General features: G+C 65.1%; 16 protein-coding genes and 3 tRNA genes. 16 read left to right on the top strand and 3 right to left on the bottom strand.

The window, feature by feature from the left end; genetic code table 11:
* The first annotated feature begins 43 nt into the window (after positions 1 to 43).
* Positions 44 to 298 carry a hypothetical protein gene (locus VXJ25_RS06120; RefSeq protein ID WP_330958326.1) on the top strand — a complete coding sequence of 85 codons (255 nt, stop codon included), beginning with the start codon at positions 44 to 46 and terminating at the stop codon, positions 296 to 298.
* 235 nt (positions 299 to 533) lie between these two features.
* On the opposite strand, the gene rlmN is transcribed toward VXJ25_RS06120, so the two are convergent.
* The gene (rlmN, locus tag VXJ25_RS06115) at positions 534 to 1,607 is read right to left on the bottom strand and encodes a 23S rRNA (adenine(2503)-C(2))-methyltransferase RlmN (RefSeq protein ID WP_330958325.1); all 1,074 of its coding nucleotides are present in this window, start codon (positions 1,605 to 1,607) and stop codon (positions 534 to 536) included.
* A 109-nt stretch (positions 1,608 to 1,716) separates the two neighbouring features.
* Between rlmN and VXJ25_RS06110 the strand changes: the two genes are divergently transcribed.
* Both VXJ25_RS06110 and VXJ25_RS06105 read left to right on the top strand, forming a co-directional pair.
* Positions 1,717 to 2,712 carry a D-alanine--D-alanine ligase family protein gene (locus VXJ25_RS06110; RefSeq protein ID WP_330958324.1) on the top strand — a complete coding sequence of 332 codons (996 nt, stop codon included), beginning with the start codon at positions 1,717 to 1,719 and terminating at the stop codon, positions 2,710 to 2,712.
* A gap of 73 nt (positions 2,713 to 2,785) precedes the next feature.
* On the top strand, positions 2,786 to 5,755 hold the full coding sequence (locus tag VXJ25_RS06105) for a helicase C-terminal domain-containing protein (RefSeq protein WP_330958323.1): 2,970 nt from the start codon (positions 2,786 to 2,788) through the stop codon (positions 5,753 to 5,755).
* A 270-nt stretch (positions 5,756 to 6,025) separates the two neighbouring features.
* Here the strand turns inward: VXJ25_RS06105 and VXJ25_RS06100 are convergent, their stop codons facing one another.
* Positions 6,026 to 8,293, bottom strand: a complete 2,268-nt coding sequence (locus VXJ25_RS06100) for a helix-turn-helix transcriptional regulator (protein ID WP_330958322.1) — start codon at positions 8,291 to 8,293, stop codon at positions 6,026 to 6,028.
* A gap of 526 nt (positions 8,294 to 8,819) precedes the next feature.
* On the opposite strand from VXJ25_RS06100, the gene VXJ25_RS06095 reads away from it, so the two are divergent.
* From VXJ25_RS06095 to argH, 6 genes are all read left to right on the top strand, one after another.
* Complete coding sequence (locus VXJ25_RS06095) at positions 8,820 to 12,755, top strand: M28 family peptidase (RefSeq protein WP_330958321.1); 3,936 nt, start codon at positions 8,820 to 8,822, stop codon at positions 12,753 to 12,755.
* A 141-nt stretch (positions 12,756 to 12,896) separates the two neighbouring features.
* Positions 12,897 to 12,971, top strand: a tRNA-Gly gene (locus VXJ25_RS06090).
* Between the two features lie 96 nt (positions 12,972 to 13,067).
* Positions 13,068 to 14,348, top strand: a complete 1,281-nt coding sequence (locus VXJ25_RS06085; protein WP_330958320.1) for an aminopeptidase — start codon at positions 13,068 to 13,070, stop codon at positions 14,346 to 14,348.
* A 70-nt stretch (positions 14,349 to 14,418) separates the two neighbouring features.
* Positions 14,419 to 14,494 (top strand) — tRNA-Lys (locus tag VXJ25_RS06080).
* Positions 14,495 to 15,116: 622 nt separating this feature from the next.
* A complete protein-coding gene (locus VXJ25_RS06075) occupies positions 15,117 to 16,343 on the top strand; it encodes an argininosuccinate synthase (RefSeq protein WP_330958319.1) in 1,227 nt (408 codons plus the stop codon).
* A gap of 139 nt (positions 16,344 to 16,482) precedes the next feature.
* Positions 16,483 to 17,883 carry an argininosuccinate lyase gene (gene argH, locus VXJ25_RS06070; RefSeq protein WP_330958318.1) on the top strand — a complete coding sequence of 467 codons (1,401 nt, stop codon included), beginning with the start codon at positions 16,483 to 16,485 and terminating at the stop codon, positions 17,881 to 17,883.
* Between the two features lie 152 nt (positions 17,884 to 18,035).
* Here argH and VXJ25_RS06065 read toward each other — a convergent pair whose 3' ends face one another.
* Entirely contained in the window at positions 18,036 to 18,254 is a 219-nt protein-coding gene (locus tag VXJ25_RS06065) for a DUF3006 domain-containing protein (protein WP_330958317.1), read from the bottom strand.
* Positions 18,255 to 18,494: 240 nt separating this feature from the next.
* On the opposite strand from VXJ25_RS06065, the gene purB reads away from it, so the two are divergent.
* From purB to VXJ25_RS06030, 7 genes are all read left to right on the top strand, one after another.
* Complete coding sequence (gene purB / locus VXJ25_RS06060) at positions 18,495 to 19,838, top strand: adenylosuccinate lyase (RefSeq protein WP_330958316.1); 1,344 nt, start codon at positions 18,495 to 18,497, stop codon at positions 19,836 to 19,838.
* 66 nt (positions 19,839 to 19,904) lie between these two features.
* A complete protein-coding gene (locus VXJ25_RS06055; RefSeq protein ID WP_330958315.1) occupies positions 19,905 to 21,098 on the top strand; it encodes a Tat pathway signal protein in 1,194 nt (397 codons plus the stop codon).
* A gap of 185 nt (positions 21,099 to 21,283) precedes the next feature.
* Positions 21,284 to 22,015, top strand: a complete 732-nt coding sequence (locus VXJ25_RS06050) for a response regulator transcription factor (protein WP_330958314.1) — start codon at positions 21,284 to 21,286, stop codon at positions 22,013 to 22,015.
* A 3-nt stretch (positions 22,016 to 22,018) separates the two neighbouring features.
* On the top strand, positions 22,019 to 23,527 hold the full coding sequence (locus VXJ25_RS06045) for a HAMP domain-containing sensor histidine kinase (protein WP_330958313.1): 1,509 nt from the start codon (positions 22,019 to 22,021) through the stop codon (positions 23,525 to 23,527).
* Positions 23,528 to 23,627: 100 nt separating this feature from the next.
* Positions 23,628 to 24,512, top strand: a complete 885-nt coding sequence (locus VXJ25_RS06040) for a phosphoribosylaminoimidazolesuccinocarboxamide synthase (protein ID WP_330958312.1) — start codon at positions 23,628 to 23,630, stop codon at positions 24,510 to 24,512.
* Positions 24,512 to 25,273 carry a hypothetical protein gene (locus tag VXJ25_RS06035; protein WP_330958311.1) on the top strand — a complete coding sequence of 254 codons (762 nt, stop codon included), beginning with the start codon at positions 24,512 to 24,514 and terminating at the stop codon, positions 25,271 to 25,273. The genes VXJ25_RS06040 and VXJ25_RS06035 overlap by 1 nt, the downstream gene beginning before the upstream one ends.
* Positions 25,274 to 25,336: 63 nt before the next feature.
* Positions 25,337 to 25,412 (top strand) — tRNA-Arg (locus VXJ25_RS06030).
* The last annotated feature ends 234 nt before the right edge of the window (positions 25,413 to 25,646 follow it).

Genomic DNA, 25,646 nt, shown 5'->3' with positions numbered 1-25,646 from the left:
TTAAGCGGTTTAGGGCTTGGACGGTATGACGGAGGTGTCAACAGTGGGCATCAAGGCAATTGGTAGGACGATGGCGGTATCGGTGGCCATGGCGGGTGTGGGGTACCTGGCATATACGTATGCGATACCTGCCGAGAAGAAGGTTGAGCTCGAGACCAGGTTTGCTGAAGCAAAGTCTCGGGCTCATGAGATCGTAGAGGCGGTCAGGCCGTACGTCGACCAGATGGTACACCCCTCTCCGGCAGACCACAGCAATAGGGAAGCGACCATTCGGCAGTGGGAGACGCTCGGATACTGACCTCCAACAAAGACGCCCATGATGCGAACGTTTTAAGCGCGGCTGGCTACAGGGCCAGCCGCGCTTCTCCGTGGTACGGATGATGCGACGTAGATGCTAATCGACGTTTCACGTGAAACACCGCGAGGTCGACTGAAAGTCGGCCTCGCGGTGTTGTTCGCTTCGTTTGTAGTACGACTGTGACCGGGCTTTACCGTCGAGCCAAAGGGAGGTGCGGTCCGAAGAACGCCCCGTCTTACGAACGCAGTACCTTCTGGCTAAGCTGACCACAGGCGGCGTCGATGTCTGCGCCACGCGAGTTGCGGACGGTTGCCTCCACGCCGACGTTGGCGAGCCGTCGTACGAACTCGTCGGCCCGCTCGTCGGTAGAGGGCTGGAACTTGGAGTGAGGGATTGCGTTTAGCTTGATGATGTTCACGTGCGCCAGGGTTCCGCGACAGAAGTCACAGAGGTACTGAAGCTCCTCGTCACTATCGTTGATGTCCTTGATGAGAGCGTACTCGTACGTGGGCCTACGCCCCGTCTTGTCGACGTATTCGCCCATGGCGTCATACAGATGCATCAACGAGTACTTCTTGACGCCGGGCATGAGGTAGTCACGGGTCCTCTGCACCGCAGAGTGCAGGGAGACGGCCAGGGTGAACTGCTCGGGCTCCTTTGCGAAGCGAAGGATCATCGGAATGACTCCACAGGTCGACACGGTGAGGTGACGAGCGCCGATGCCCGCCCCATCAGGGGAGTTGAGGCGACGTAGGGCCTCGAGCGTGTTGTCGTAGTTCATGAACGGTTCGCCCTGACCCATGAGTACGACAGATGTCACACGGGTGTTGAAGTCGTCGCGGACGTGCATGACCTGCTCGTAGATCTCTCCTGCGGTGAGGGAGCGGGTGAGCCCAGCGGCACCAGTAGCACAGAAGGCGCACCCCATGGCGCAGCCCGCCTGGGTCGACGCACAGACGGCAAGACGGTTCTTCGTGGGCATGCCGACGCACTCCACGGCAGTCGAATCCGGGAAGCGAAGGAGGTACTTCTTGCTGCCATCAATGGAGGTCTGGGCGGCAACCTCCTCCACGCCACCGAGGGAGGCGACCTCGCCGAGCTTCTGCCTCAGGGTCTTGGGGAGGTTGGTCATGTCGTCGAAGGAGCTTGCGTTCTTCTCCCAGACCCATTCCTCGATCTGCTTGACGCGGAACTTGGGCTGCCCAAGCTCGGCGACGAGCTCGACGATCTCGCCATGGCTCATCGAATGGAGGTCGCGCTTGCGGCGCACGGTCGGCTGGGACGGCTTGTTGTCGTCTACTGTCGTCATGTTATTTTGCCCTTGTCTATTTGTGTACCAAAACGAGGAGTATCCTGTTTTCGCAGGTAATCATGTAAACGAGTCTAGCGCACACGTGTTGCGCTCAAGGAGTCATGACATGTCAAGCACGGACGTTACACGATACAAGGTGGCTGTCCTCGCTGGCGGATGGTCTGACGAGCGAGAGATCTCCCTCGAGACTGGCCGTGCGGTCGAGACCGCACTGCACGAGGCCGGCTTCGAGTCCGTCGAGCTTCTCGACGTCGCCTCCGACAGCTTCCTCTCGGACTTCTCCAACGGCGGATTCGACGTAGCCTTCATCGCCATGCATGGCCGCTATGGTGAGGATGGTTGCGTCCAGGGGCTCTGCGAGATAATGCATATGCCTTATACGTTCTCGGGCGTGCTGGCCTCTGCACTGGCGACTGAGAAGGACGCTGCGAAGGTCATGTACCGCAACGCGGGCATCCCGACTCCTGAGGGCGTCGACATCGAGGCGGACGACGAACTGACCGAGGAGCTTCTCGATGAGATAGTCGAGAAGTACGGTCTTCCCCTCTTCGTGAAGCCTGCCTGCAATGGCTCTAGCTATGGCATCACCAAGGTCACCGAGCGCGCCCAGCTCGACGCCGCCATCGAGAAGGCGCGTGAGGAGGGCGACAACGTGCTCGTGGAGACGTGCGTCGTAGGAACGGAGATCACCGTTCCTGTCATCGGCAACGATGACCCGCAGGCCCTCCCGATCGTCGAGATCGTGACCGGCGCAGACTTCTACGACCTCAAGGTGAAGTACGAGCCCTCCTCGCTGCACCACGTCATTCCCGCCCGCCTCGAGTCGGGCGTCTATGCGAAGGCGCAGAAGTATGCCGTCAAGGCACACGAGGCGCTCGGCTGTCGGGGGTGCTCGAGGAGCGACTTCATTGTCACGGAGGATGGCACGCCGGTCATCCTCGAGACCAACACCATTCCTGGTATGACCCCAGCAAGCCTGCTTCCCGATTCCGCCAGGCACGGCGGCATCGAGTTCCCTGACCTCTGCAAGAGGTTCATCGAGCTCGCGCTTGAGGAGAAGGCTGGGGACGAGCCTTCCGCCAAGACCGACGAGGAGGACTAGCGACTCGCTTGACGTATCGTGTAAGTACTACACGATAAGACGTTCGTCATACGTCGACATACATCGGAGACATATGCCTCACACCGATAAGCGCGAAGAAAAGGGGAGCCAGGGCGTAACGCTCGGCTCCCTCCTTCTTCCCACAACACCGAGCCCGATCAGGAGCATCTATGAGAGCCTCGAGGAGCGTGCGAAGACCTACGACTTCGGTCTTCTCGAAGAGGACGTCGTCGTTCTCGACACCGAGACGACGGGACTCTCCTTCAAGAACTGCGAGTTGATAGAAATCGCCGCCGCACGACTCTCAGGCCGCGAAGTCGTGGAGAGGTACCACACCTTCGTTAAGCCGGAGGGACGCATTCCTCCCCAGATTCAGGCGCTCACGAACATCAAAGAGTCAGACGTGGTAGATGCCCCCGGCGCCGAGGAGGCCGTGGCAGGCCTGGCGGAGTTCGTCGGGGGAGTGCCCGTCCTTGCGCACAACGCCATCTTCGACCGAACCTTCGTCGAGAAGGTCCCCGGAGGCAAGGAGGTATCCGACAACTGGATCGACACCCTCGCACTGTCCAGGATTGCCCTTCCGTGCCTGAAGTCGCATAGGCTTTCGGATATGGCGCAGGCCTTCCACTGCGACTCGGTGACGCATCGCGCGATGGACGACGTCGATGCGCTCTGTGGAATGTGGCGCGTCATCCTCTGTGGTCTTGCGGCCTTGCCGACAGGTCTTCTGGGGAGACTCGCAGACCTGCATCCTGAGATTGACTGGGCCTACCGTCCGATCTTCTCGCATCTCGCATTGGAGACCGAGGGGGCGTCCTTCTCGCTCAAGGAGGTCCGAGCGCGCCTGACCATGTCCGCCCGCGATTGCAGCAAGGATGATGCGGCAGAGAGGCTCGATCCCTACGACCTGCCCTCCCGCGACGAGATGGACGCTGCGTTTGCGGGCGATGGCGTCGTGTCACGCATGTACCACGACTTCGAGTCGAGGCCGGAGCAGGTTGCGATGGCCCAGGAGGTCCGTGAGGCCTTGGGGACCTCGACCCACAGGGCCATCGAGGCGGGGACCGGCGTCGGCAAGTCCATGGCGTACCTGCTGCCTGCAATCGAGTTCGCACAGAGGAACAACGTGACCGTCGGCGTCGCGACGAAGACGAATGCCCTGACGGACCAGCTTGTCGCTCATGAGCTGCCAGCTCTCGATGCGGTCCTCCCTGACGGCGTGAGCTTCTGTGCTCTGAAGGGCTACGACCACTACCCCTGTCTCCTGAGGCTCGAGCGAGCCGCATCCGGCGAACTGCCCCTTTCGCAGGTCGACATGGGCTACCGTTCGGAGAACGCCGTGGGCTCGGACATGCTGACGGCCATAGCGGTCACTTATGCCTATTCCTCGCAGGTTCTCGAGGGGGATCTCGACGCGTTGGGTATCCGTTGGCGTTTCGTCCCACGCAGTATGCTGACCATCGGCCCTTCGGACTGCATCCATAACAGATGCCCCTTCTACCCGAAGGAGTGCTTCATCCATGGCGCGCGCCGACGCGCCGCATCTGCCGACATCGTCGTGACGAACCACTCGCTTCTCCTACGAAACGTTGCGGCGGACAACGCCATTCTCCCTCCCATACGACATTGGATTATCGACGAGGCGCACGGGTTCGAGTCAGAGGCTCGGCGCCAATGGGCGGAGGAGCTGTCTGCCGAGAAGACGCGTGAGACCTTCGAGCGCCTGGGTGGGAGCAAGACGGGAACGCTTCATGCCCTCCTGGTGTCGATGGCTGGAAGAGAGGGGTCCACACTCGCTGTCGGACTCCTCACGAAGGCCGCCGCATCCGCGGCGCGCGCCTCCACCGCCACAGCAAGTCTGTATGAGGCGATCCATGGATTGGTGGGGCTTGCGGATCGTACTGGCGGATATGAGAACGTGACGCTTTGGATTGACGAGAGGGTCAGGGAGAGCGAGGAGTGGCAGTCTGTGGTCAGCGCCTCGACGGAAGCGGTGGAGAAGCTCTCGGAGACGAGCAAGTGTCTCGATGAGGCTCGCGAGTCGCTTGCGGAGGTAGACCCCCAGCTTGCTGATGGCTTGGGTGAGGCAACGCGCGGCATCTCAGAGATGACGGACGCAATCAAGGACATCGTCGTCGCGCCTCAGGACAACATGGTCTACTCAGCTGAGCTCTATCGACAGAGAAAGCGGATCGGCCAGGAGAAGCTGGTGGCGGAGAAGCTGGATATCGGGGCAGACCTGGCGGAGCGCTGGATGCCCGAGATGGAGAGCGTTATCTTCACGTCCGCGACGATGGCCGTCGGAAAGAGCTTCAACCACTTCAACCACGCGGTGGGCTTCGATCGGCTTCAGGCCGAGAAGTACAAGGATCTGCAGTTGGACAGCAGCTATGACTTTGACAACCACATGTCGGTCATTCTTGCCCAGGACCTCCCCGCGCCGCAGGATAAATCTTACCTGGCGGCATTGACCGACCTGCTCTTTGACGTGCACACGTCAATGGAAGGCTCTGTGCTCACGCTTTTCACCAACAGGCGCGAGATGGAGCGGGTCTATGCGGACCTCAAGCCACGTCTGGAGGAGGCTGGCCTTGAAGTGGTGTGCCAGGAGCGGGGATCATCCCCACGTCAGCTCCGGGAGAGGTTCCTCGCGGAGAAGCGGCTCTCGCTCATGGCACTGAAGTCCTTTTGGGAGGGATTCGACGCCGCGGGCGATACCTTGCGTTGCGTCGTGATTCCCAAGCTACCGTTTGCGAGCCCGCAGGATCCCCTCGTGAAGGAGCGGGAGCTGAGGGAGGATCGTGCGTGGTGGCGGTACTCCCTTCCCGACGCGGTTCTCTCTGTCAAGCAGGCTGCCGGCAGGCTGATCAGGACGGCAGGAGATACGGGTGTATTGGTGCTCGCGGATTCACGGCTTGTGACGAAGAGGTATGGCTGTGACTTCATCAATTCTCTGCCATCGCATAACATCCAACGCCTCGAGACCGAAAACGTTGGCAAATACATTCGAATGTGGCGTACTACGCATGAGTCGACACGCTAACTGGGTCTTACGAGATGGTATTACGATACGACATGCGTAGGCAGAACGTTGTAAGGCGCTTGACACGTTTGTCACAGCTGCGCTGAGATGTATTTTGATAATAAAGAATGCATGTGAAATTATGCGGGATAATACGTATTAACGCAGCTAAAACCCATAACGCCATACGTAGCAGAATTTGTTACGTATGGCGTTCTTGTAAGACGAAACCTACGTGTCAGTCAGGGAGGGGAACTGACTCGTAATACGTGACGTCAGATCCAACCTGCGCTACTCGCCCAACAAGCTTGAGATGTATTGCCGAACCTCCTGTGCTAGCTCCCTGTCGTCGGTAGCGACGGTGCCACGGCAAGCCGCGACGTGACGTGCGAGCCAGGGGCGACCATTGCCGTAATACAGTATTCTTGCGTCGAAGGTCGCACCCTCCTCCGTTCCGTCGCACCCGTCGGTAATGCCTCGTCGTTTGCTGACGACAGGCGTGAGCCCAGGCCACGTGAAAAGCGAGAGGTACCTCGGATCGGAGAAGCGCAGTCCCACCTCGCGTTGCGGACAGGCGTCGGCTGCGGAGCGCACCGGGGAATCCGCATGGTTGGTTTCGGGTGCAGCCAAGCGAGTCTTGACGCATGCCGGGTTAGGGTCTGTGCTGGCGTCCTGGCTTACGAACTCGGCGTCCTTCTCTCGAGAAATCACATCTGTCATCCTGTCAGTACGAAACGTACGTTCCTGCTTGAGCGCAAGGTCCAGGGCGTCTAGGTACCACGAGTCCCCGCTCCTGCGCAAGCAAAGGGGCTTGACCTCCCGGTGCCGTGCCTCGGCGTCACAGGTGCCCTGATAGGAGAAGGTGAGTCCGTATCCCTCGGCGAGGGCCTGGGAGCAAAGCCTCACTACAGACTCGTCTTGGTCGGAGGAAGCCAGTGACAGCGAGCGCCTCACTTCCTCAGGACTGATCGAGGGGGAGGCGTATGAGCTCTCGACCTTAATCCGAAGCGGGTCATCCGCCTTCGTACCGAGAGCCTCGAAGGCGGCATGAAGTGCCACGGTCTCATCCTCAGTTAGTCTGAGGGGAAGGCCACGTAGGGTTCCCGCGAACTCCATAAGGGTGAGTCGAGCTTGACCTTCTTCGGCGTAGAGGGAGAGATAGTTGCCATCCTCGCCTCCGGCACTAGAGACGAGCTCGAGGAGCTTCTTGGCCTCGGGCATCTCGATGCCAAGCCTGGAGGAGATTGCCGCGGCAGAAATGGAGTCGCCATCCTCGCTCAGCGCACCGAGCAGGGCGACAAGCCTGCGCGCCTCCTGAAGACCTGACCGCCTCCCGCGCGAGCTGACGGCGTTGCTGCGTTTGTCGTAGGGGAGGGTCCACTTCGTCTCGGCGACAGAAGGGGCGGAGCCCTTCGGGCTCGCATGCAGAGGGGGCACGACTTCAGTCGCGAGGCCGCGCTCGAGCGCGTCTCTCCACTCCATGACGAGATTGGCGGGCTCTATCGGACGTATGCCCTCGGCGATGGCCCAGGAGGCGGCTGCGGAGGTGTCGCAAACCGTAATACTCCAAATGACATCGGTATTAGTGATGTGCTCACTCTGCATTAGCGTGGATGACGGACGCGAGTGACCTGAGACTGCATCCGTATTACTAGTAAGAGGCCCAGATGCTTGCGGCGAGTTCTCACTAGCGTTCGTGATGCCGTCCTTCGAACTTGACGCAACGCCCGTGTTGGGACGAACGATCTCCTCGAAGTCACCCCGTCCTCTCGTCTCCGAACGGAACTCATGCAGAAGCTGCTTTGGGATCCTGAAACGCGCGAGGTAGTTCTCGTGCCCGATCTGGAAGGGTAGCTTGATATAGTCGCGCACCTCGAAGTCCGAAGGTATGTCATACGTAAGCCTTGAAAGCTCAGACGCCTTCACGATCCGGTCGATGTTGTAGGTGTGCGCAGGCGTGGCCTCCTGACCGGTCTCGAGTCGGACGGCGACCATATACGAGACGCCCCTTAGAGAGAAGAGCCCGCATACGCCAACCGTGCGCTCGACCTGGGTGTCGTCTGCCTTCACGTAGGTAATGCGTAGGGCATGGCGGGCCGAGAGGCACCGCTCGACCAGCTCCTGTGCCCTCGAGCGCCTGCACGCGCGCTGGTGGAGGCGTGCGACGGTCACCTCCGAGAAGGACCTGTCGATCTTCGAGAGCGCCATGCGAAGGTCTTCGGCGTAGGGGAAGCTTGGTTCCGAGGCGAAGGGGAGAAGTGCCACATCGATGGTAAGGGCCTCGGTCGGAGTCAGGGCGTTCGGCTGCGCAAGGGAGGTCCTGTCAATCGCCCAGGCGGCTGCGCCCGCGGAGACGTCCCTTTTGACGACGAGGCCGCAGCGAGCCAGGCGATAGCGGTCCCTTTGGAAGGACTTTCTCCTCACCTCGTCGTCACGTCCGGGATAGAAGTTGTCATAGAAGTACGATGTCGGAAGCGGCCTCTTGGCGTTGATGAGGGCGATTGCGATCGCGAGAATACGCTGGGCCTCAAGGTCCGTCTCGTTTACCTTGACCATCATGTCTGATTCTTGCACGTTAGCAACCCCCAATGCGCGAAACCTAGGTATACCTGTGCTAATACTGGAAAACACAATGTCTTACACTGCATGACGAGCGGTATTACAGGCGATGCTACATATGTATGTATGCGGTATTGCAAGCGTGAGATGTACCGCAGGGAGCAATTTGACCGCCGGAGCCGTGCGAATGGCCCGCGTGCGCCGCCCCACGGGCAAACGGGCGCTGGGGAACCGCAGGACGCTGGACAGAATACATCTGTTCGGAAGCAGTCTCATGGTCGAAGTCGTCTCATAATCGGTCGCGTCCGAGGGATCCGTATCCCGTTGGCGAAGATGCGCCCGCCTCTCCCGCCTGACGCGAAGGGGCCTGCCTGCAGCCGAGCCCTGTCGCCCCGCCGGGCCCCAGCAGGGCAGACGCAACCTGCTAGACGTATACTCAAGAAACGAATGCGACGAACCGCTGCACCAAAGAGGTACCCACGAATTCCAGGTAAGGAAAACCAATATGGCCAAGACGCGCGATTACATGGACTATCTCGATGACGAGATTGGTATCGCTCCCGCAAACAGCCAAGAGGAGTTCCAGGCCGCCGAGACCATCGTCGAGGTGATGAAGGACCACGGCCTCGAACCGTCGATCCAGGAGTTCGACACCCATCCCCTCGGCAGGCTCATGCCGCAGGTCGTTTCCCTCGTGCTCTTCCTCGCGCTTCTGGTGTGCGGCGTGGCGAACGGCGCTCCCAAGGTCATCGCCTTCCTGCTCGCCCTGGTCTGCGCCGTCCTTCTCGCCATGAGGCACTTCGGGAGGAACGTGTTCGAGAACCTCGGTCCCGCGAGACGGAGCCAGAACGTCGTCGCGGTCCACCACGCGACGGGCGACAAGGTCGTCAAGGGTGCGCGCCCGATCGTCATCCTCGCGCACTACGACACCCCGCGACAGAACGTCCTGTACTCGAGCTCCCTCGCTCGCTACCAGTCGTTCTTGAAGCGCGCCGCCTTCCCGAGCACCTGCGTCGCCGCAATCGGGTCGCTCTTCCAGGTACTTGGCTTCGTTCCATCCGCCGTGCGCCTCTTCGTCTGGGTCGTCGCCCTCGTAGCCTCGCTTCCGATCGTCGTCGTGGCGGTGGCGGCGATCATCGAGAACTTCGGCGCATACACCACCGGGTCCAACGACAACAAGTCGTCCGTCGCCGCGCTCATGGCCGTGCTCGCGAAGGTGCGTCCCGGAGAGGACCGCGTCGACGCAACCATCGAGGGCAAGCCGTACGTCCGTCGCGCGTCCGAGCCCGCCCCTAAGCCCCAGCCCGTCTACGAGGAGGTCCGCGGAGTCCGCCACGGCAGGGAGGTCCTCGAGTCGCTCGGCATGCTCCCGGCCGACTGCGAGATCGTGTACGAGGCCCCAAGGCAGATCAACGTCTCCGGCGACGCCGGAGACGAGGTGGCGGCGGCAGAGGCGTCGGCGCCGGAGCAGTACCAGACCGAGGCGGCCGACCTCGGCCACGAGCAGGGATTCGTCCAGCAGCCGCAGGCCGAAGAGAACACCTATGCGAGCTACGACGAGGAGGCCTACGCAGAGGGGGAGCAGCCGTACGACGAGACGCCCTACGACCAGACCGCGGAGCAGGAGGGCGCCGCCTCCTATGCGGACCAGGGCTACGACGCCGGCGACTCGGCGGCGACGGATTCCGATGGCTACGGTCCCGTGGACGAGCAGGAGGTGCAGGACGTCGCGGGCCAATGGCCCGACGATGCGATGGCCAGCGACGGCCAAGGTGCGCAAGTCGCGGAGAAGGACGCGTATGGCGAGCTGTATGCCGAGGAGACAGAGCCCGCCCCGTCCGCCGGGATGCCCGGGAAGGCGTCTGATGCGGTGCGCGGAACGGGCAAGAGGCTCCTCTCGCGCATCAAGGGCCTCTTCCATCGCGGCGACGGCGATCCCATCGCGATTCGCCGCGGCAAGGACCTCACCGACGGCGAATCGGTAGATTACAGCGAGTTCGAGGCGAAGTACGAGGGCGACGAGCTCGATGATCTCGACGAGCTCGATCGTCCCGCAGGCGCCTCCTTCGCGAGCGAGAAGAGGGTGGCGCCAGACGAGGCCCTTCTCCCGCTAACCCCCGACGACATGCCTCAGAACGTCGTGGAGGAGGATGCGCCCCTCGAGGAGGCCGACCTCGCCCCGGTCGAGGGCGTGGCCGTAGAGCCGGCACAGACGGACGACGAGGCGACCGCCGTCGCACCAGTCGCCCCGGCGGAGGTCGAAGACGCGGCCGAGAAGGACGTCGAGGTCGTCTCCGTCGCACCCGAGGCCCCGGCCGCCATCCCGGACCCCATCCGCGTTGACGACTCCGACGTTCGTGACGAGCGCACGTCCCTCTCGGCCCCCGAAGGTCGCGACGAGCAGGCCATAACGACCCAGTCCCCCTCCGAGGCGGAGCAGGTCACCGCGAGCCGAGCGACCCGCAGACAGCCCCGACCCGAGTCGGTGCGCGTCGTCCAGGACGAGGCGCACGAGGTAGAGGCGGAGGTCCTTGTCGAGGAGGATTACGCAGACGCAGAGCCGGGCTCCTCGGAGGAGAAGGAGCCTGAGGGCGTGGTCGCGGCGGCCGATCTCGACTGGGATCAGCCGGCCGTCGAGGACCCGGAGCGCCCCGCCGAGGAGCCCGAGGACGTCGTCGACCTCTCCAAGGAGGGCGCGGAGGTCCTGCCCGGGGACACCGCAGCCTTCAAGATGCCCGCAGAGGCTGACGTCGAATACGGGTCCGCGGACGCTTCCCTTTCCGAGGACTCGTATGCCGGAGACGCGTATGCCGAGGACGTCCCCTACGACGAGGGCGCGCCTTTCGACGACGAGGCCTACGACGTGGAGGAGAACGGCGAGGGCCTGGACTACTCCGACGCCCAGTACGAGCAGGTGGGGACGGACGACGGGGCCGAGAAGACCAGCTTCTCCGACCGCGTCCGGGGAGCCTTCTCGCGGCTGCGCCAGCGCCTCGCGCGCAGCGGCGGCCCTGCGGAGGGCGCAGACTCCGCTGCCACAGGCGACGCAGCCCCCGATCGGGAGGCGGTCGCCTCCTGCGATGACGGCTACGTGCCCGGCGACGGGTATCACGCGGACGAGCCCGAAGAGGCGGGCTACGACGACTACGACTCCGACTACGCGGACGCGGACTACGAGGACGAGTCCCTTGAGGACGGCTATGCCGACCTTCCGGAAGAGGCTGGGGAGCCGGTCGACTCACCTGACGCCAATCCCCGGGACCCCGAGGGACGCGCTGCGGCCGCGAAGGCGGGAGGCGAGTGCCCCGAGCGTGAGGCGGGCGCAAGCCGCGATGAAGACGCCCGCCACGATGGGGACGTCATCCGCGAGGAGCTTGACGGCCGCGTGAGCTATCTCGAGCTCGGCGAGGAAGGGGAGGGCGACGACATCCTTCCCAAGGACACCTCCGGTCTCGACACCCTCACCGACCTCGATCTCGACGAGGACGAGGAGACCGTTCCCTCGCGACCCGCCCCGCGCCCGATCGATGACCCGAACTGGGGCAAGTCCACCTACGAGCCGCCTTCGACCACCCCCAACATCGCCCGCCGCGCCGCCCTCTTCGACCTTCCGGACGTCTCGTCCCGCACGAGCGACCCTTTGTCCGGCTCCAAGGACTACGAGGACGAGGGGGATCTCGGGGACTCCGCTGACGCCGTGGCGGAGGGACCCGCGGCCGACCTCGGAGCCACCGCGGAGTACGACGCCACCACCGACGACCCCACCTCGCCGCTGCATGGCTGGAAGGGAGGGGCTGCGCTCAGGTCTGACCTGCGCGAGCAGGACGTCATGGCCCCAGATGACAACGCTGGCGCAGCGGCGTCCGTCGACGACTCTGCCGCCCCCGACGCGGCGCCCGCACAGAGCGCCGTGGACGACCAGGCCGTAGGTGCCGAGGACGCGCCTGCCGAGGACGCGCCCTCTGCAGTCGACGAGGGCGACCTCCAGGACGCCATCCTTGGCCTCGGGGACGACTACCTCATCGCGCACGACATCTGGTTCGTCTGCGTCGGAGGATCCGAGATGGACCACGCCGGCGCGCGGTCCTTCGTCGCCAACTTCCGTCGCGACCTGCGCGGCGCCTTCCTCGTCAACCTCGACAGCATCGGCGCCGGCCAGCTCGTCACGCTCACCAACGAGGGCTACGACGAGGGGCGGCGCGCGGACCGCAGGAGCTCGCGCCTCCTCACGCAGACCGCGTCCGACCTCCAGATACCCGTGGAGAAGATCGACTACGGCTGGGAGGAGACCGACGCGACCTGCGCCATGCGCGCCCGCGTCCGGGCCATCACCGTCATGGGCATGGACGAGAACGGCCTGCCCGCCCTCTCCCACACGGAGAACGACGTGCCGATGAACGTCGACCCGAAGCAGGTGTCCTCGGTTGCCCGCCTGATCTGCGAGTTCATTCGCAGGTCGTAGGGTACGGGCGGGCCGCAATGCGGCCCGCCGCCTGCCCCGCGTCCTTCTCCGCGCGCGGGCCGCGCCTGCCCGGCTCCTTTCTGTGCGGGTTTCCAAATCTCGTACCGACCACGTGATTGTGTGCTAGAATCCCTTCTACATGCGGGCATCGCCAAGTGGTAAGGCAACGGCTTCCCAAGCCGTCATCCGCGGGTTCGAATCCCGTTGCCCGCTCCAGAGCACCTACAGGCCCCTTCGGGGGCCTTTTCTGTTGGGAAGATCTCCAGGCCTGGGAGTGCGGATCGGCCGCGCGCCCGACCGAAAGGAAGCGCCATGACCACAATCCAGCGAGAAGAGCCGCCCGCCGGCGAGGGGGAGGGGCTCCAGCTCCAGCTCGACCGATACGCCCGCCTCATCGTGAGGAGGGGTGTCGCCCTGCAGCCTGGCCAGGAGCTCGTGCTCACCGCCCCCGTCGAGCGCGCCGACTTCGCGCGCAAGGTGACCCGTGCGGCCTACGAGGCCGGCGCGAGCCACGTGACCGTCCTGTGGGCGGACGACGAGATCACGCGCCTGACCTACCAGAACGTCGGCCTCGAGTACTTCCGCCACACCCCCTCGTGGAAGCGCGAGCAGCTCGACTCACTCGCCGAGGCGGGGGCTGCCTTCCTCTTCCTCGAGGGCCAGGATCCCTCGGCCCTCGCAGGCGTCGACCCGGCGAAGCCCGCTGCGGCCTCGCGCGCCCGCAACAGCGAGTGCAAGGCGTTCCGCTCCGGCCTCGACTTCGGCCGCAACACCTGGTGCATAGCCGGCGTCCCCATCGCCGCCTGGGCCAAGACGGTCTTCCCCGACCTCGACGCCGACGAGGCCCAGCTCAGGCTCTGGAGGGAGATCCTGTGCGTCGCCAGGTCCTCCGGCACCGACCCGGAGGCTGAGTGGGACGCGCACAACGCGACCTTCGAGAGGAACAAGTCGCTGCTCAACGGCTACGCCTTCGACAGGCTGCACTATCGCGCCTCGAACGGCACCGACCTCACGGTCGGGCTCAACCGCGGCGGCATCTGGGAGGGAGGCGCGGCGACCACGGTCGACGGCGTGAGCTACTTCCCCAACATCCCGACCGAGGAGGTCTTCACCACGCCTGACCGCACCCGCGCGGACGGGATCGTCTTCTCCGCCATGCCCCTGGTGCACGCCGGTCAGATCGTCCGAGACTTCTGGCTGCGCTTCGAGGGCGGTCGCGTGGTGGAGTACGGGGCAAAGGGCGGCTACGAGGTGCTCAAGCAGATCGTGGACACGGACGAGAACGCCTGTCGCCTCGGCGAGTGCGCGCTCATCGCCAAGGATACGCCCATCCGCCAGAGCGGCATCCTGTTCTACGACACGCTCTACGACGAGAACGCGAGCTGCCACCTCGCCCTGGGCATGGGCTTTCCCGAGTGCCTCGCCGGCGGCCTCGACATGTCGAAGGAGGAGCTCCTCGCGCACGGCGTGAACCAGAGCCACACGCACGTCGACTTCATGATCGGCACCGACGACCTCAGCGTGACGGGCGTGACGCCCGAGGGCGAGGAGGTACCCGTGTTCGTCGACGGCACCTGGGCCTGGGGTGCGTAGGGGCGCCCCGCCTGCCGGCCTGGCTTCGGGCCAGGTGGTTGCCAGGGTGGCGTGATAGAATCACAAGCGCGCGCCCTTAGCTCAGTTGGTAGAGCAGGGGACTTTTAATCCCAAGGTCGTGGGTTCGAGGCCCACAGGGCGCACCAGAGAACACGCAGGTCAGGGCGCTAGCCGCTCTGGCCTGCTTTGCTATGTCTGCAACGTTATCTGCAATAAGGCATGGCTGGACGTGACGGTCGCGAACACAGGAGATGCACGCCCGCCGCGCGCACGATCCCCGCGGCTCCCCGTCCTTCTCGCACGAATGTATCCTGCATGTTTCGGTTGGCGGCGAATAAAGGGATTCCCGGTCGCGTGATGGCGATTCGGCCTATGATGCAGGGCACGGAAAGGCACGGAGCCAGAGGGCAGACGTGCAAGCTGCAGCCGTGTGCAAGAGCACACGCCACTCGCTTTTGAGGAGGCCACGCCATGAAGCGTATGTTCGCGAACATGCTCCACGCCAACGCGAACGAGGTCTCCCTGCGACGCCGCGCCATCCGCATCTCGCAGCGACGATAGGCCGCACCAGCGGCGACGCTGCGCCCGCGCCCAGAGGCGCGCTTGGCAAGCAACACCCCCTTGCAACAAGGACCCGAGAGCGTCGGGAGGCCCCGTAGAGGTCCTCTCGTCAGGCAGAAGGCCCGGCCCCGTCCGCGGGCGCGCAAGCCCAGCGTCCTGGCCGGCAGGTCATTAACCTCGCAAGAAGCCAACCATAAGGAGAGCATCATGGCTGAGAAGGAAAAGGTAGTCCTCGCGTATTCCGGTGGTCTCGACACCTCCGTCATCGTCAGGTGGCTGCAGACCGAGAAGAACCTCGACGTCATCGCCATCTGCGGCAACGTCGGCCAGGACGAGAAGGACCTCGAGTGGGTCAAGGAGAAGGCCCTCAAGATGGGCGCGATCCACTCCGAGGCCCTCGACATGCGCGAGGAGTACTGCAACACCATCGTGAAGAGCGCCATCCAGGCCAACGGCGAGTACGAGGGCGTCTATCCGCTCCTCTCCGCCCTCTCGCGCCCGGTCATCTCCAAGCACCTCGTGGACATCGCCCACCAGTACGGCGCCACCACGATTGCCCACGGCTGCACCGGCAAGGGCAACGACCAGGTGCGCTTCGAGACCTGCATCCACGCGCTCGACCCCAGCCTCAAGATCATCGCCCCGGTCCGCGAGTGGGACCTCACCACGCGCGAGTCCGAGATGGACTGGGCCTCGCAGCATGACGTGCCCATCCCCGTCACCAAGAAGAAGCCCTACTCCATCGATGACAACCTCTGGGGCCGCGCCATCGAGTGCGGCGTCCTCGAGGACTCCTGGAACCAGCCGCCTGCGGACATCTGGACGATGACCGTCGACCCGACCGAGGCCCCCGACACCCCCGAGTTCGTCGAGATCTCCTTCGAGCAGGGCGTGCCCTCCGCGATCAACGGCGAGAAGATGGACCTCCTCCCGCTCGTGATTGAGGCCAACAAGATCGCCGGCCGCAACGGCTACGGGCGCATCGACATGATCGAGGACCGCGTCGTGGGCATCAAGAGCCGCGAGTGCTACGAGTGCCCCGGCTCCATGCTGCTGATCGAGGCCCACAAGGCGCTCGAGTCGATCACCCTCGACCGCGAGACCCTCAAGCTCAAGCAGCACATGGACCAGGAGTGGGCTAGCCAGGTCTACTACGGCTACTGGTTCAGCCAGGTGCGCAACGCCATCGACGCGTTCAACGCCTACACGCAGAAGTTCGTCTCGGGCACCGTCCGCTTCAAGCTCTACAAGGGCAGCCTGCTCATGGACGGCATCAAGAGCGACTACAGCCTCTACGACGAGAGCCTTGCGACCTACGGCGAGGGCGACACCTTCGACCGCACGGCCTCCAAGGGCTTCATCGACCTGCACTCGCTGATGACGAGCACCTGGTCCAAGGCCCAGGGCCCCGCGAGCGGCAACCAGCCGGCGTAGCGGAGGCGCAGCGCGCCGCCTGGGCGGCGCCAGGCCGGACGATGGGGAAGGGGACCTCGCGGCAGCCGCCGTGGGGTCCCTTTGGTTACAGTGGTGACGTGCGCGCACCGGCGCGCGGGGCGACAGGATGGGGTATCACATGGCACTTTGGGGCGGCAGGTTCGAGAAGGGCGTCGACCAGTTCACGCAGGAGTTCGGCGCCTCGCTCGAGGTCGACAAGAACATGGCGCAGCAAGACGTCGCGGGCTCGCGGGCGCACGCCCGGATGCTGGCCCGGCAGGGCATCATCTCCGACGCCGACCAGCAGGCGATCGACCGCGGCCTGGCGGACATAGCGCAACAGATCGCCGACGGCACCTTCCCCTGGGACGTGAACGACGAGGACGTCCACATGGCCGTCGAGTCGCGCCTCACGGCGCAGATCGGCCAGCCCGGCGCCCGCCTGCACACGGGCCGCAGCAGGAACGACCAGGTGGCGACTGACATCCGCCTGCTCGCGAAGGACCTCACCGCGCAGCTCATGCGCGGCAACGTCGAGCTGCGCCGCACCTTCGTGGACTGCGCAGAGCGCTACCTCGGCGTCGTGCTCCCAGGCTACACCCACCTGCAGCACGCCCAGCCGGTGCTCCTATCGCACCACCTCCTCGCGTACTACTGGATGTTCCAGCGCGACTACGTCCGCCTCGAGGCGGCTCTCAAGGCAGCCGACGCCAACCCGCTCGGCGCCGCGGCGCTCGCCGGCACGACCTACCCGCTCGACCGCGCCTACACCACGGAGCTCCTGGGCTTCGACCACGCGATCCCCAACTCGCTCGACGCGGTGAGCGACCGCGACTACCTGCTGGACCTCGAGTACGCCTGCAGCGTGAGCATGATGCACCTCTCGCGCCTTTGCGAGGAGATCGTGCTCTGGAGCAGCACCGAGTTCGGCTTCATCACGCTCTCCGACTCCTACTCCACGGGCTCGAGCATCATGCCCCAGAAGAAGAACCCGGACTTCGCCGAGCTCACGCGCGGCAAGACGGGCCGCGTCTACGGTGACCTCATGGCGCTGCTCACCACCATGAAGAGCCTTCCGCTCGCCTACAACAAGGACCTGCAGGAGTGCAAGGAGGGGCCGCTCGACGCCGTGCGCACCCTCTCCGACTGCATGGAGATCGCGTCCGGCATGCTCGAGACGATGACCGTCCACGAGGATGTGATGCTCGCCCAGGCGCAGAGGGGCTTCACCTCCGCCACCGACGTGGCGGACTACCTGGCCAAGAAGGGCATGCCCTTCCGCGAGGCCCACGCCGTCGTCGGCCAGCTGGTGCTGTACTGCGAGAAGCACCACAAGGGCCTCGAGGACCTGACGCCTGCGGAGTTCAAGGCGGCGAGCGACCTCTTCGAGGACGACGTCGCCCGTGACCTCGATCCCGCCGGCATCGCGAACGCGCGCAACACCTACGGCGGCACCGGCTCCGAGGCGGTGCGCCAGCAGCTCGCCGAGGCCCGCCAGTCGCTCCAGGCTGACGAGGCCGCCCTCGCCCCGGAGAAGTAGGGGCAAGGAGAAGGACCCGGCCCCCGGGCGGCGCCGGCGCGTGCGGCGCCGCCCGGAGGGGGCCGCGAGAGCAGGAGGGCGCCCCGCGGGGCGCCCTCCGTGGCATCTCCGTCCGGACCGAGGTCCTTCTCGGCCGGGGCCTCTTGTCCGTGCTAGTTCCCGAAGAGGCGGTGTACCCGCCCGCGCAGACGATTGGCGCGCTCGCCCGTGGCGCCGGGGTCCCTGCGATAGATGCGCCCGTCGAACACGAGCACGTCACCCTCGTGCGTCGTGGTGGGGAGCTGCGCGCGTGGCACGTTGCGCATCAGTCCGAGGCCGACCTCGACCACGGCGAAGCTACCCTCGAAGCGATCGACTATGACGCGTTCCATCTCTCGTCCTTCCGCTCGAGCACCTACCGGGAAGCCGCCTCTCGGCGGCATGGATCGAGAAGGTCCTGGGGCTCGTGGCCACCAGCGCGCGTCGAGCGCCACGCCGTAGGGAGCCCGTCACTAACTTGAGATTATATTCGCCCTCCGGGAATCTGCATGCGAAACCGTGGCCCCGAACCTCGACGGTGACGCCGCGGTAGAATCTGAGGCGTCGCAAACGTCGGTGCGAAAGGAACGCGGATGATCGACCGCTACACCCGTCCCGAGATCGGGAACATCTTCACGCTCGAGAACAAGTACGCCATCTGGCAGGAGATCGAGGTCCTCGCCTGCGAGGCCCAGGCGGAGCTGGGCAAGATCGGCATCACCAAGCAGGAGGCCGCCTGGATCCGCGAGCACGCCGCCTTCAAGAAGGAGGAGGTCGACGCCATCGAGGCCGTCACCAACCACGACGTCATCGCCTTCCTCACCAACATGGGCTCCTACATCGACGCGGACGTGCCTGCGGGCGAGCCCAAGCCGAGCAGGTGGGTCCACTTCGGCATGACCTCCACCGACCTCGGCGACACCGCCCTGTGCTACCAGCTCAAGCAGGCGACCGAGATCATCCTCGCGGACTGCAAGCAGCTCGGCGAGATCTGCAAGCGCCGCGCCCTCGAGGAGCGCGACACCCTCTGCGTCGGCCGCACCCACGGCATCCACGCCGAGCCGATGACCTTCGGCATGAAGTTCGGCTCGTGGGCCTGGGAGCTCAAGCGCGACTACGACCGCCTCTCCGACGCGCTCGACAACATCAGCTACGGCGCCATCTCCGGCGCGGTGGGCACGTACTCCTCGATCGACCCCTTCGTTGAGGGCTACGTGTGCGAGCACCTCGGCCTCAAGAGCGACCCGCTCTCCACGCAGGTCATCAGCCGCGACCACCACGCCTACCTCGCCAGCGTCCTCGCGTGCACGGCGGCTACCTGCGAGCGCATCGCGACCGAGGTCAGGAGCCTGCAGAAGACCGATACCCTCGAGGCGGAGGAGCCGTTCCGCAAGGGGCAGAAGGGCTCCTCGGCCATGCCTCACAAGCGCAACCCCATCACCATGGAGAAGGTCTGCGGCCTCGCGCGCATCGTGAAGGCCAACGCCCAGGTCGCCTACGACAACGTGGCCCTGTGGCACGAGCGCGACATCTCGCACAGCTCCACCGAGCGCATCGCCCTGCCCGACAGCTTCATCGGCCTCGACCACATGTTCCAGTGCCTCATCCGCGTCATCGACGGCCTGATCCTGTACCCCGAGCAGATGCTCAACAACCTCAACAAGACCCGCGGCATGCTCTTCAGCTCCAAGGTCCTGCTCGCCCTGGTGGAGACCGGCATCACCCGCGAGGACGCCTACAAGGTCGTCCAGGGCAACGCCATGGCGACCTGGGCTGACATCCAGCAGTGCCGCCAGGGGCCGAGCTTCCGCGAGCGCCTCGAGGCCGACCCGGCCTGCACGCTCTCGAGCGAGGAGCTCGACCGCATCTTCGACCCGCGCTTCTTCCTCACCCGCGTGGACGTGGTGTTCGACCGCCTCGAGAAGCTCGAGTTCTAGCAGAGGGAGCCTCATCGGATGTCCTTGCGTTCCCGAGGGCGCGGCGAGCGTCCTGCCAGGCACAGCATGACGCGGCGGGGCCTCTTCAGGGGCCTCGCCGCCACGGGGGCCGCCGCCGCGTGCGTCGGCGTCCTCTCCGGCTGTACGCACCGCTCCGACGATGCGACCCCCGAGCCGACGGTCGTCTCGTCCGACTCCGCCACCTCCGTGCTTGACTCCTACCAGGAGGCCGACCTCTCCCTGTCCGAGGGCCCCTCGTGGAGCCTGCCCCTGGGGAGCGTCCTTCACGAGGCGGAGGGGACCTGGATCCCGGTGGTGCTCGCCGGCTCCTCCGCCTCGCCCATGGTCAAGGGCTGCGCCCTCTCGCTCGACGACGGCAGCCTCGCCGAGGTCATCCCCAAGACGCTGAGCTCGAGCCCGACGGCCGTCATCTATGACGTGCGCTGCTCCGACAAGGTCTACGCCTGGGTGGAGTACGACTACCTCACCGCGGACTGGGCGCTCTACTGCTCGGGCTTCTCCGCCGGCACGCTCAGTGGGGACACCTCCACGCTCTGGCAGGGCGGCGCGGACTTCGACCCTCCCAAGTTCGCGTGCACGGACAACGAGGTCATCTGGCAGGTCATGCCCTCCACCTCGGGCTCCAGGACGAGCGAGAGCTCCTACTGCTACCTCTGGAAGCTCGGGCAGAGCGACGCAAAGGCGGTCGTCGAGTCCCCCGGACGCTTCGCGTGCGCGCCGGCCGTCTCGGACGGCACGGTGACGCTCGCCCCGCGCGTCCGGCAGAGCGAGGGCGTCTACTACGGCATCACCGCCTACAGCCTCTCCGACGACCTCTCGACGGTGGTCGACCAGCTCGTGATGCCCAAGGGCGTGAAGCCGTTCTACGCGGTGCGCATGGGCGACAAGTTCGCGCTCTCCGTCGAGGCCAGCTACGGCACCGGCGACCTCCTGAGCTCGATGGGCACCTACATCGGCACGGGCCAGGACGCCTCGGGCTTCGTCCGGCTCTCCCGCGAGCCCTCCGCCAACGTCGCGGGCAAGGACGGCACCTACGTCATCAAGAGCCGCGCCTCCTACTTCGTGGTGAACACCGCGGCGTCGACCTACAGCGTCCTGCCCGCCACCAACCGCTGCATGGACTACGGGGAGTTCCCGGCGCGGGTGGGCAGGACCGACAAGTTCGTGACCTTCGCGACGGTCAAGGACGAGGAGACGGGCTACCCGTCCTCGGTCACGGTCCGCATCTTCACGCTGTAGGCCTCCACGTCCTTCTCGCCGCCCGCGCCCCCGCCGTGCCCGCCGCCGCCCGAGGACCTACCGCCTGCGGGCGGCTTCTAGTGCCTCGCCCCTTGGTGTATGGGGTACACTATTGGCTGTATATATGGGTTTTGTGCGGAATACCGCCGGCGGCTTCGCCGGCATGAAAGGTGTGGAGGGGCGCTATGGCTTCTGAGGAGAAGAGAATTCTTTTGGTCGAGGACGAGAAGACCATACGAGATGCCGTCGCAGCCTACCTCGAGAGGGAGAACTACTCGGTCCGCGGCGTCGGCGACGGCCAGAGCGCCGTCGAGGAGTTCGAGAAGCACTCGTTCGACCTGATCATCCTCGACCTGATGCTCCCCAAGCTCTCCGGCGAGCGCGTCTGCCGCGCCATTCGCGAGACCTCCAACGTGCCCATCATCATGCTGACCGCCAAGGGCGAGGTCGAGGACCGCATCATCGGCCTCGAGCTCGGCGCTGACGACTACCTGATCAAGCCCTTCTCGCCCCGCGAGCTCGTCGCGCGCGTCCGCGCCCTGCTGCGCCGCGCCCACACGGAGAGCGAGCCGCAGCTCGAGGTGCTCGACTTCGGCGACCTTGTCATCGACATCTCGGGTCACAAGGTAATGATTGACGACCGCGAGGTCGACCTCACGGCCTCCGAGTTCAAGCTCCTGACCACCCTCGCGCGCTTCCCGGGCCGCGTGTACACCCGCATGGAACTCGTGGAGAAGGTCCTCGGCTACGACTTCGAGGGCTACGAGCGCACGATCGACTCCCACGTCAAGAACCTCCGCGCCAAGCTCGGCGACGACCCGCGCAACCCGCGCTGGCTCTACACCGTCCACGGCGTCGGCTACCGCTTCGAGGCGGGGGATGCCGAGAAGGCCAAGCAGAAGCCGAAGGCGAAGTAGGCCGTGCGCCACAAGAAGGGCGCCGGCGCGCACGACGAGGCGCCCGCAGGCGCGAGCTCCTCGTCCTACAACACGATCAAGCCCAACCCCAAGCCCACCTACACCTACGCGACGAGGATGACGCTCGCCTTCGCGGGGACGGCGCTCATGACGGTCGTGGTGCTCGCGCTGGTTCTGGCCTACGTGTGGACCGGGCAGTTCCAGAAGTACGCGCGCGAGAACATGCAGCGCACGGCTGACAGCATGTCGTCGGCCATGGCCCAGCAGTATGAGAGCGACGGCCGGTGGTCGGGAGACGCGATGGAGTCGGTCCGCCACTCGGCCGAGCTGATGAACGACGTGGGCGTCCAGCTGCTCGACGTGGACGGCACCGTGCTCTTCGACGACACGAACCTCCCCCGGATCGACTCCGGAAGGGGCACCACCACGGCGCCCCCGAGCGCCGAGTCGGTCGTCTCCTCGGACGTCATCACCTCGGCGGGCCAGAAGGTTGGGACGCTCCGCTTCTTCGCCATGGGCTCCGACGCCTTCTTCACCAAGAGCGACTCGGCCTTCCGCGCCAACTCCTTCGGCGCGATCTTCTCTGCAGGCTGCGTCGCCCTGGTGCTCGCCTGCCTGATCGGCTACTTCGTCTCGCGCGCCCTGACCCGCCCGCTCAAGCGGATCACCACCACGGCGAGCCAGATCCGCAACGGTAACCTCTCCGCTCGGACCGGCCTTGCGGGCAGGGACGAGATCGGCCAGCTTGCCGAGACCTTCGACGACATGGCCACCACCCTCGAGCGCGACATCAAGCTCGAGCACCGCCTCACGAGCGACGTGGCCCACGAGTTGCGCACGCCGCTGATGGCGATGCAGGCGACGGTCGAGGCGATGCAGGACGGCGTGCTGCCGACCGACGACGAGCACCTCGCCACCGTCGCGATCGAGGTCCGTCGCCTCTCGCGCCTGGTCGACGCCATGCTGCGCCTCTCGCGCATGGAGAACGGCAAGACGCCCTGCAAGAAGGAGAGCACCGACGTCGTCGGCATGGTCAACGGGCTCGTGACCTATCAGGCCCAGCTCTTCTCCGACAACGGTCTCGACCTCATCTTCGAGAACAACACGGGCTCCAAGGAGTTCTACGCGGAGCTCGACCCCGACCTCATCCGCGAGGCCACCGTGAACCTCATGAGCAACGCGATGCGCTACACGCCCGAGGGGGGCACGGTGACCGTCTCGGTCGGCAAGACCCGCAGCGACGTGCTCATCTCGGTCAAGGACACCGGCATCGGCATCGCCAAGGAGGACATCCCGCGGGTCTTCAGCCGCTTCTGGCGCTCCGACGCCAGCAGGGAGCGGGTCGCGGGTGGCCTCGGCGTGGGCCTCTCGCTCACCAAGGAGATCATCGACCGGCACAACGGCACGATTAAGGTGGACTCCGAGGAGGGCGTCGGCACCACCTTCACCCTGGTGCTGCCGATCGGCCATCGCGAGCTGCGCGAGCGCCTCGAGGCGAGCCAGCGCCAGTAGGGCCCCTCTGCATGGAATCCCTGTTGGTCGCGGCTGAGCGTCGCCTTCGCGGGCACATCTACTACAATCTATGGCGTCTGTGTCCTAGGAAGGGGTAGCTATGTCAAAAATCGAGGCACGTCCCGATTCTCACGGCAAGGTCCGTGACATCTACGACTGCGGGGACAGCCTGCTCATGGTCGCGAGCGACCGCCTGAGCGCCTTCGACTTCATCCTGCCTGACGAGATCCCCTACAAGGGTGAGATCTTGACGCGCATCTCCGCGTTCTGGTTCGAGAAGTTCAAGGACCTCATCCCCAACCACGTCATCTCGACCGACGTGAGGGACTATCCCGCCGAGTTCCAGAAGTACGCCGACTACCTCGCCGGCCGCTCGATGCTCGTGAAGAAGGCGCAGACCGTCCCCATCGAGGCGATCGTGCGCGGCTACCTCACCGGCTCCGGCAAGAAGACCTACGACCAGGACGGCACCGTTTGTGGCATCAAGCTGCCCGCCGGCCTGGTGGAGGCCTCGAAGCTCCCCGAGCCGATCTTCACCCCCTCGACCAAGGCCGCGCTGGGCGACCACGACGAGAACATCTCCTTCGAGCGCTGCGCCGAGCTGGTGGGCGAAGACACCGCCACCAAGCTCCGCGACGCCTCCCTCGGCATCTACAAGGCTGCCTCCGAGTACGCCTCCACACGCGGCATCATCATCGCTGACACCAAGTTCGAGTTCGGCTTCATCGACGGGCAGTTCTCCATCATCGACGAGTGCCTGACGCCCGACTCGAGCCGCTTCTGGCCCTCCGAGGGCTACTCCGAGGGGCACGTCCAGCCGAGCTACGACAAGCAGTACGTCCGCGACTGGCTCAAGGCCAACTGGGACATGCAGGGCGAGCCGCCCCACCTGCCCCAGGAGGTCATCGAGGGCACCTCGAGGCGTTATCAGGAGGCCTACCAGATCATCACGGGCGAGGAATTCAAGCCGGCGAAGGAAGTCTAATGTCACTGCGCGACACCATCCAGGGAGCACGCGAGGAGGTCGGCGCCAACGGCGTCCTCTCCCGCAAGGACAAGGAAGAGAAGCCCGCGGAGGACGCCGAGAAGGACGAGGGCGAGAGGGGCGGCTTCAGCAAGAGGTCCGTCTCGCGCGCCAAGCCCGCCCGCGAGGCCGCCGCCGGCGTCCGCGTGGTCGACGCCTCCGGCAGGACTAAGAGCAAGAAGGGTACGAGCGAGCCTAAGACCAAGGAGGAGAAGAAGGCCGAGCGCCGCCGCGAGCAGGAGCTCAACGACAAGCGCTTCACGGTCTCCGACGCCATCCTCAACCAGAACCCGGACTACCTTAAGTACCGCCGTACCTGGTGGATCCTGCTTGGCACCGGCTTCGCGGCCCTGATCCTCACCTTCGTGACCAACATCGCCGACCCCGCTGCCGCCGCGGACGTGAGGACCAACCTCGGCCTGGCGTCGCTCATCCTCATCGTCTTCTCCTATGTCGCGATCATCGCGGGCTTCATCTACGACTTCCGCAAGATCCGTCCCCTGCGCAAGCAGGCCGACGCCGCCGCATCCGGCATGAGCCTCAAGAAGCTCAACGGCACGGTCGACGATCTCCGCAGGAAGAAGATGGCCGAGGAGGCCGCTCGCAGCTCCCAGAAGGCCGCCAAGCGCTCCAAGTCTCGCTTTGGCAAGAAGCAGGCGACCGGCGCCGACGCAGCGGATGAGGCCGAGAAGGACGCCAAGTCCGACAAGGCAAAGAAGTAAGTCGGGCAATCTCTGCCGCGCCGCCAAAACCGGCGCGGCAGGTGCTACAATATGGGCTTGCCCGCCTCCGTAGCTCAGGGGATAGAGCACTGGTTTCCTAAACCAGGTGTCCGTGGTTCGAATCCGCGCGGGGGCACCAGAGAATGCAGCAGGCCGGACGCAAGGTGCGCCCGGCCTGCTTTCGTATGCCGCCGTGAGTCCGCCTCGACCATCGGGGAGGCAGGACCCGGCGGGCGCCCTGTGGCGAGAGCCGCGCAGCGAGAGCTGCGCAGCGAGGGCCGCGCGACCCTTGAAGAAGAGGGGCGCGGGACCCATGGTCCTGCGCCCCTCCAGGGTGGTTCGTGCGTACCGGCGGCCATGGGCCCGTCTCGGA

This window comes from Olsenella absiana (assembly GCF_036408855.1).
Taxonomy (GTDB): domain Bacteria; phylum Actinomycetota; class Coriobacteriia; order Coriobacteriales; family Atopobiaceae; genus Olsenella_K; species Olsenella_K absiana.
The sequence above is the reverse complement of the archived record's forward strand: the minus strand, read 5'-3'. Positions and strand labels throughout refer to the sequence as shown.